The 8,306-nt window shown below is 65.6% G+C and carries 7 protein-coding genes and 1 pseudogene; 3 read left to right on the forward strand and 5 right to left on the reverse strand.

Annotated elements, in window-relative coordinates; genetic code table 11:
- From ACMO6A_RS03005 to ACMO6A_RS03015, 3 genes are all read left to right on the forward strand, one after another.
- Window positions 1-598 (forward strand): dihydrodipicolinate synthase family protein (locus ACMO6A_RS03005; protein ID WP_418470760.1); only part of this gene is annotated, 598 nt, incomplete at its 5' end.
- Between the two features lie 12 nt (window positions 599-610).
- The gene (locus tag ACMO6A_RS03010) at window positions 611-1,561 is read left to right on the forward strand and encodes an ROK family protein (RefSeq protein WP_009306329.1); all 951 of its coding nucleotides are present in this window, start codon (window positions 611-613) and stop codon (window positions 1,559-1,561) included.
- Window positions 1,558-2,232 carry an N-acetylmannosamine-6-phosphate 2-epimerase gene (locus ACMO6A_RS03015; protein WP_009306330.1) on the forward strand — a complete coding sequence of 225 codons (675 nt, stop codon included), beginning with the start codon at window positions 1,558-1,560 and terminating at the stop codon, window positions 2,230-2,232. The genes ACMO6A_RS03010 and ACMO6A_RS03015 overlap by 4 nt, the downstream gene beginning before the upstream one ends.
- A gap of 72 nt (window positions 2,233-2,304) precedes the next feature.
- Here ACMO6A_RS03015 and ACMO6A_RS03020 read toward each other — a convergent pair whose 3' ends face one another.
- The 5 genes and pseudogenes from ACMO6A_RS03020 to ACMO6A_RS03040 all read right to left on the reverse strand — a co-directional run.
- The gene (locus tag ACMO6A_RS03020) at window positions 2,305-3,717 is read right to left on the reverse strand and encodes an L-cystine transporter (RefSeq protein ID WP_114547985.1); all 1,413 of its coding nucleotides are present in this window, start codon (window positions 3,715-3,717) and stop codon (window positions 2,305-2,307) included.
- 248 nt (window positions 3,718-3,965) lie between these two features.
- A complete protein-coding gene (gene nagA, locus ACMO6A_RS03025; protein WP_021410436.1) occupies window positions 3,966-5,105 on the reverse strand; it encodes an N-acetylglucosamine-6-phosphate deacetylase in 1,140 nt (379 codons plus the stop codon).
- Window positions 5,096-5,824 (reverse strand): glucosamine-6-phosphate deaminase, encoded by a 729-nt coding sequence (nagB, locus tag ACMO6A_RS03030; protein WP_009306333.1) that lies wholly within the window; start codon window positions 5,822-5,824, stop codon window positions 5,096-5,098. Before nagB ends, nagA begins: the two co-directional genes overlap by 10 nt.
- A 60-nt stretch (window positions 5,825-5,884) precedes the next feature.
- Window positions 5,885-8,002 carry a cytochrome C oxidase Cbb3 gene (locus tag ACMO6A_RS03035; protein WP_418470761.1) on the reverse strand — a complete coding sequence of 706 codons (2,118 nt, stop codon included), beginning with the start codon at window positions 8,000-8,002 and terminating at the stop codon, window positions 5,885-5,887.
- A 153-nt stretch (window positions 8,003-8,155) separates the two neighbouring features.
- Window positions 8,156-8,306 (reverse strand): annotated as a pseudogene (locus ACMO6A_RS03040) (adenylate kinase); the annotation flags it as partial.

Genomic DNA, 8,306 nt, shown 5'->3' on the forward strand with positions numbered 1-8,306 from the left:
GCCCCTGTTCGCCTACGACCTGCCGGCGTGCGTGCACACGAAGCTCGATCCCACCATGCTGGTGCGCCTCGGCGAGGACGGCGTACTGCAGGGCGTGAAGGACTCGTCGGGCGACGACGTGTCGTTCCGCTGGCTGTGCCTGCAGAACGAGGACGCCGGCCACCCGCTGCAAGTGCTGACCGGCCACGAGGTGGTCGTGGACGGCGCCTACCTGGGCGGTGCCGACGGCTCGGTTCCGGGTCTGGCGAACATCGATCCGGCAAGCTACGTGGAGCAGTGGCGCGCCGCGCAAGCCGGCGACTGGGAGCGCGTGCGCGAGATCCAGAATCACCTCGCACGCCTCATGTACGTCACGCGCGAGGTGAAGGCCACCGTGGGCTTCGGCGCGGGCGTGGGCGCGTTCAAGACGGCGCTGTGGCAGATGAGCGTGTTCAACACGAACCAGATGCGCGAGCCCGTGTGCGCGCTCGAAGGCGAGGACGTGGAGCAGATCGTCGCCGTGCTGAAGCGCGCGGGACTCATGGACGCCGACGCGCCGATCCGCCAGGCGCACTGGGATGCGTGCCCCGTCTCGCCCGGCGCTCCGGCTTGCAAGTAGCGTGAGCGCCGCATGAGCGTCGAACATCCATGCACGATTGCCGCCTTCGACGTGGGCGGCACGAAGATGGCGGGTGCGCTCGTGCGCTATTCCGCCGCCGATGCGGCGCCGACGGTGGACGCCCTGCGCAGCGTTCCCACGGAAGCCCAGCGCGGCGGCAGCGCCGTGCTGGACACCCTGGCCTCGCTCGTGGCCGACGTGGTAGCCGATGCCGAAGACGACGTTGTCGGCATCGGCGTGGGGACGGCCGGGCTCGTGGACGTGCGCACGGGCGGCATCGCGTTCGCCAACGAGCTCATGCCCGGCTGGACCGGTCAGCCCGTAGCCGAGCGTCTGAGCGCGTCGCTCGGCCTTCCCGTGGCCGTGCTCAACGACGTGAAGGCTCATGCGCTCGGCGAAGCTCGTTGGGGCGCTGCCCGCGGCGCTCAAACCTGCTTCGTTATCGCAGCGGGCACCGGGCTCGGCGGCGGCATCGTGGCGAACGGCCGCGTGCTGCTAGGCGCGCACGGGTTCGCAGGCGAGCTGGGGCGAACGCCCTGCCCCGATGCGCTGGGCACGCCGCGCGCCTGCGGCACCGCCAGCGAGCTTGAATCCATCGCGGCCGGCAGCGGAATCGAAGCCCGTTACGTCGCAGCAGGAGGCGAACGCCTTGCGGGAGACGAGATAGCCAGGCGCGCCGCAGACGGCGAGGAGCTGGCACGCCGCATCATTCTGGAGGCGGGCGCGGTGCTCGGCGAAGCCATCGCAACCTGGACGGATCTGCTGGATCCGGAACTTGTCGTGCTCTCAGGCTCGGTATGCAACGCCGGAAAAGCCTGGAGAGCCGCCCTGCAAGAAGGCTTCGAGCGACAGGCGCCTTCCGTGATGCACGGCCTGCCCATCGTCGATGCCGCGCTCGGCAGCCGAGCCCCGCTCATCGGAGCCGCCGAATACCTGCTCGATACCCTGAAAGGACGATCATGACCGATCCCCTGATTTCCTCCCTGCAAGGCAAGCTCATCGTCAGCTGCCAGGCCTACGTGGGCGAGCCGATGCGCCACCCCGAAACCATGGCGCAGGTTGCCCTGTCCGCCGAACGCGGCGGCGCAGCCGCTATCCGCTGCCAAGGCCTTGCCGACATCGCCGCCATCAAAGGCCAGGTGGAAATCCCCGTCATCGGCCTTTGGAAAGAGGGGCACGACGGCGTCTACATCACGCCGACGCTGCGCCACGCGCGCGCCTGCATCGCCGCCGGCTCCGACGTGGTGGCCATCGATGCCACGGCACGCCCCCGCCCCGACGGTCGCACCTTCGAGGAGACCGTGGAGGCTTTGCGCGGTGAAACGCTGATCATGGCCGACTGCTCCTGCATGGACGACGTGCAACGGGCGCTCGAAGCCGGTGCGGACATCGTGTCCACCACCCTGGCGGGCTACGTGCCCGGCGGCCGCGAGAAAACCGCCGGCCCCGACCTCGAGTTCCTGCGCGAGGCCGTCGCCGCAGCGGGCGACGTGCCCGTGTTCTGCGAGGGTCGCATCCACACGCTCGCCGATGCGCAGGCGGCCATGGAGGCGGGAGCCTTCGCCATCGTGGTGGGGACGGCCATCACCCACCCGCAGTCCATCACTTCCTGGTTCGCCGACGCCATCGGCTAGGACGCGCCGAATCCGATGCGCGAAGCCCTGGAGGGGATCATCCCCCCCCCTCCAGGGCTTTTTTCATGCCCGTCAGCTCACGTGCGCCTCGGCGGTGACACGCGCCTCCGGATCGTCCAGAACCGAGCGGTCGAGGCCGCCCGCAACATGCGAGGCTGTAATGCCCGCCACCATGGAGTCGCTGACGTTGAGGGCGGTGCGACCCATGTCGATGAGCGGCTCCACGGATGCGAGGACGGCCACCACCTCGATAGGAAGCCCCATCGTCCCCAACACGATGAGCGAGGCAAACGTCGCTCCCCCGCCCACTCCTGCCACACCGAACGAGCTGATGGCCACCACGGCGATGAGCGGCACGAAGAACGTAGGAGACAGCACGTCGATGCCTACGGTAGGCGCCACGATGGTGGCCAGCATCGCCGGGTACACGCCCGCGCACCCGTTCTGCCCGATAGACATGCCGAAGCTTGCCGCGAGGTTCGCCGACGCGCTGTCCACGCCCAGGGCTTTATGCTGCGTCTCGATGTTGAGCGGCAGCGCGCCCGCGCTCGAACGCGATACGAACGCGAAGCTGAGCACGGGAAACGCCTTCTTGAAGTAGGTCGCCGGATTCACGCGGTTCGCCAGCAAGATGAGACAATGCACGCACAGCACCGCCAGCAACGCGCCGTAAGACACGAGCACGAACTTTCCCAGTCCGAGGATGGCGCGGTAATCGCTCGCGGCCATCACCTTCGCGATGAGCGCGAGGATACCGTACGGGGTGAGCCCTAGCACCATGGCCACTATCCGCATGACGATGCCGTACAGGCTGTCGATGAGGCTCTTGAAGAAGTCTGCCTGCTCAACGTCTTTATCGCGCAACCTGAGATACGCAACGCCGAGGATAGCCGAGAAGATGACGACCGCGATGGTGGAGGTGGATCGGGCGCCCGCGAGGTCGGCGAAGGGGTTCGTCGGGATGAACGAGAGGATTTCCTGCGGCAGCGTAAGGCTGGCAGCCTCGCTCTGCTGGGAGGCGAGCGACGAAAGCTCGGCGGCATCGGGGGTCGCGGCATCGAGGAAGCCCGCATGCGCAAGCCCGGTCAGAACCGTCGCACCCCAGCCTAGCACGGCCGCAACGGTCACCGTGCCCAGCAGCACGGCCAACACCGCGAAGGCGATGCGCCCGAAGTGTTCGGTGACCTCCGCGCGCGTGAACGCCCCGACGATGGCCACGAACACGAGCGGCATGACGAGCATCTTCAACAAGCCGATATAACCCTGTCCCACGATGGATATCCAGTCGAGCGCCGTCGTGGCAGCATCCCCGTCGCGGCCGAGCAACAGCTGGATTCCCAAACCTAGCAGGACGCCCAGCCCGAGCGCGGTGAACACCCTCGCCGTGAAGCTTAGGCCCTTCGATCGCATGATCTTGAGCAAGACGAGCATGGCAGCGAACACCGCCAAGATACCTGCGACGGGCACCAGCACCTCCATCGACATAGGCAACGCCCTTCCTCGTTTATCCGACGAAAAAAGTAGAGTATAGGACGAGCATGCCAAGAAGAAACCGGAAAGCCGTCAAAGAGAATGAAGCGTCACCGAACGGTAGCGCCGCCGGCTGCCGCCCCCCCGAAAAAACGGCAAAGGGCGAAGGGCTCTGCACAGAGCGGCCGAGAGCGTCGGTCGCCTCCGCACGGAACCCTTCGCCCCGCTGCCGAGCCCTCGCCCGGCGCGATGAACGCAGAAAGCTACCCCAGCAGCTCGCCTCGCAGGATCACGTGGCGCACGCGGAGGTTCTCATCGAGCACCACGGCGTCGGCGATCTTGCCGACCTCGATGCTGCCGCGCTCCCCTTCCAGCCCCAACGCGCGGGCAGGATTGGCGCTGGCGGCCCGAACGGCTGCATCCAGCGGGATGCCCATGTCGCGTACGGCGACGCGCACACACGCCATGAGGTCGGTGGCCGAGCCCGCGATAGTGCCGCTGCGCAGCGTGGCGACGTTGCCCCGCACGGTGACATCCTGGCCGCCCAGCGAGTACTCGCCGTCGTCGAGGCCCGTCGCCATCATCGAGTCGCTGATAAGGATGACCCTATCGGCTCCGAAAGCGGCGAACAGGAGACGCACCATGGACGGATGGATATGCACCCCGTCGGCGATAAGCTCGGGCATCACCTCTGAATGGTCGAACGCCGCGCCGATGGGGCCGGGCTTGCGGTGGTGCAGCGGCGGCATGGCGTTGCACAGGTGCGTCATCTGCCGAGCGCCGGCTTCGATGGCCGCGCACGCGGTATCGTAGTCGGCCTGCGTATGCGCGATGGACACGCGCACGTCGGACGACACCGAGCGGATGAAATCGAGCGCGCCGTCCACCTCGGGCGCCACGTCGACCAATTTGATGAGATTGCCCGAACGTTCCTGCAAGCGACGGAACATCGCCTCGTCGGGCAGATGGAGGTAGGCAGGGTTCTGCGCGCCGATGTTGCCGGGCGAGATGTAGGGACCCTCCATGTTGATGCCCACGAGCGCCGCCCCGTCGCGCTTCGCCTCGTAGGAGGCCGCGGCATCCATGATGGGAGCCAGCACGTCTTCGGGATAGGTCATCGTGGCCGGGCAGATGGCCGTCACGCCGCACGAGGCCTCGTGCCGCGCGATGGCGTCGATGGCCTCTTCGGTGCCGTCGCAGAAGTCGTGCCCCACGCATCCATGGAAATGCAGGTCGATGAGGCCCGGAACGACGTAGCATCCCGACGCGTCGAGCACCTGACCGTCAGCCGCCGTCGCCGCAGTGCCCTGCGGGTCGACAGCCGCGAAGCGCTCGCCTTTGATGACGATGTCGGCGGACGCGAATCCCGCGCCCGTCAGAACCGAGCCGCCCCTTACTTGCACAGCGCACCCGCTGCCGGATCGACGATGACGGTGGCGTCGGGATGGAACTGCAGGATGGACGCCGGCACTTCGGGCGTGACCGGGCCGAAGAACGCCTTCTTCACGATCTCGGCCTTGTGGGAACCCTCCACCACCACGAGCACGCTGCGCGCGGCCATGATGGTGCCGATGCCCATGGTGTACGCCTGGCGCGGCACGTCTTCAACGCGGTCGAACAGGCGGCTGTTCGCCTGGATGGTGCTCTCGGTGAGATCCACGCAGTGCGTGGCCTTCGGGAACGTGTCCTCGGGCTCGTTGAAGCCGATGTGCCCGTTCGGGCCGAGGCCGAGCAGCTGCAAATCGATGCCGCCCGCCTCTTCGATGGCCTGTTCGTAGACTGCGCACACGGCCTCGGCATCGGGGTTCGAGCCCTCGGGCACATGCGTGCGTGCCTGATCGATGTCCACATGATCGAACAGGTGCTTCTTCATGAAGTAGCGGTAGCTCTGATCGTGCTCGGGATCGAGGCCGCGATACTCGTCCAGGTTGAACGTGGTCACGTCGGCGAAGCTGATCTTGCCCTGCGCGCAATCGTCAACGAGGCACGCGTACAAGCCGATGGGCGTCGTGCCCGTGGCCAGCCCCAGCACGCACGACGGATCGGCCTCGACGAACGATGCGATGCGGTCGGCTGCGCGCCGGCTCATATCCTCGGTGCTCTCGGCGATGATGAATTCCATGGAACCTCTCTTCTCTCGGATCGAACGGATGCGGATACGGATACAGATACGGATACGGATCTATGTCCAGAACTGCGCGGTTTCGATGATGTCGCGGTACGCCCACGGATACACGTCGGAGTACCAGCCCGTCTCGGGCACGAAGCACAGAAGCGCGCTGTACAGCACCGACACGGCCACCAGCACGAGCAGCACCTTCATGAGCAGGTTCTGCACGGTCGAACCGGGCTGCAGGTTCTCGTTCACGATGAACACGAGCAGCACCACCGCGGCCAGGAACATGAAGCTGAAGTCGGCGAAGTAGCGTTGCAGGATGCCGGCCATCTCCGCATCGGCCAGCGCCACGATGACGCCGCCCAGCAGCAGCACGACGATGACGCCTGCGATGGTGCGCGTGGAGCGCTGGCTCATGCGCAGCTGCAGGACGCGCTTCGCGAACGGCAGCACCCACAGCACCGGCAGGCACGCGAAGATGCCGCCGAAGGTGACTTCCTTGATGGTCTGCCCCATGTACGTGGTATCGAACGGCGCCGGCTGCAAATACGGGAACACGCCCGTGGCGCTGGGCGGCTGCAGGAAGTACGCGAACAGCGCCGGAGCCAAACGCCCGATGTTCCACCCGCGCTTCGTCATGTCGTTCACCGTGAGGTTGTAGTTCGCCCCGAAGTCCGTGAACGAGCCGAAGCGCGCATGGTTGTACGCCATCAGGCCGGCCGCCACCACGAGGTAGGGCGCGATGAGGCAGGCGAACTCGCGTGCGCCACGCGGGGTGAGCAGCCGGCGCTTGGTGATGTACGCGCGCCAGAACAACGGAAACGCCACCAACGACAGCACCAGCAGCTGCGGGCGGCATCCCGCGACCAGCGCCATGCACAGCGATCCCGCAAGGTACCACTTCTCGGGTCCCGCCGAAGCGCGCCCCTTCATCCAGAAGTACAGACCCCACACCGAGAACGCCAGGCCCAGCGCGATGGGCAGCGAGTAGAACGTCGGGAACTTCAGCAGGTACAGCACGCCGCAGCACATGACCAGCGGTATCTGCAGCAACAGGTACAACCCCAGGCTCACCCGTTTGAAGTGGTAGCGCGCGAACCGGTCCAACAGCGCCGAGCATCCCAGCACGAACGCCACGACGGCGATCAGCACGCCGATGGCCGTGGGGAAATTCGCGCCCGTCAGCAAGTAGAACGGCAGGTAGAACAATATGACCGGCGCCACGCCGAAGTACACGTAGTAGTGCCCGTTATAATACGCCACGTCGAAAAGATAGGGTTCTCCCGTCTCCTTCTGCATCTCGTCGCGCGCGCCCTTGTCGTAGGGGTCGTTGGAGTCTTGCAGCCACTGCGGCGGCTCCTCCTCCAGGTACAGCTGGCCGTGAGCCATGGCCTTCGCCAATTCCGCGTACTGCTGCGCGTTGTCACCGCCCACCTCGAATACGTTGACCAGGCTCTTGCCGTCCCACGAGCCGCTGTTGTAGCTTTGCGTGGCCACGCCCACGAGATTCGATCCCAGGAACAGGAACGAGCTGAGCAGACACACCTCGATAGCCACCGTTGCGACGATGGCGGCCTTCGACTTGCGCGGCTCGCTGACGATGCCGATGCGGTAGATGGCCGAGCCCGGACGGAACGCGAACGCCAACGCCAGCAGGCCCATGCAGACGAAAAAGCGCGTCGTGTTGAAGTCGAACGGGTGATGCGCGTTGAGGACGATGTCGCTCAGCTTGATGGGATAGCTCACGTCGTCGCCCGCGATCTCGATACGCAGGTTCTTCACGAGGCCCGTCGTGTTGAGGTTGATGTACTCGCTCTGATCGCTGAACGTGGACACCCCCACCGGTGGCACGCCTACCGTGTACTCCGTGGAGTCGAAGTACGTATGGTGCGCGTCGTCAGTGAACTGGATCTTCACCCTCAGATCCTGCGCAGGCTGCCGGTAGTCGAAGTTCAGCCAGATGTTGTGTACCTCGGTGTTGAGGTTCGAGAACTCCAGCACGTGGTTCACCGCGGTCACCTTGTACTGGTCGTCAACGGTCTCCTGCAAGGTGAGCTTGTCGTTCAGCGAGATGGTGTTGTAGTTCGCCGACGTGAAGTAGTTGATGTTGAACAGGAACGTCTCGAGCAGAAGCGAGATCAGTACGATGGCAAGCGCGCTCTTGATCAGGTGAACCGCCGCCAAGCGGTGCCTGCTCATGAAGCCGTTGTAGGCATAGGCTATGTTCTGGCGTACGGTCGGCATATTGGTATGGAATTATAGATGAAAAAAGGCGGGCGAGGCAGCTCAAGCCCCGTCCGCCTTCAAGATTGCGTGCAAAAAGCGCGCGGACGCGCTTTACAGACCAAGCGCCTGCTTCACGTCGGCGTACACCACGTTCGGATCGCGATCGCCGTCGATGGAGACGAGCAGGTCGCAGCCGCGATAGTAGTCGATCAGCGGAGCCGTGGACTTCTCGTACACGTCGAGGCGGTTGCGCACCGTGGCC

Source organism: Eggerthella sp. (assembly GCF_048329335.1).
Lineage (GTDB): Bacteria > Actinomycetota > Coriobacteriia > Coriobacteriales > Eggerthellaceae > Eggerthella > Eggerthella lenta.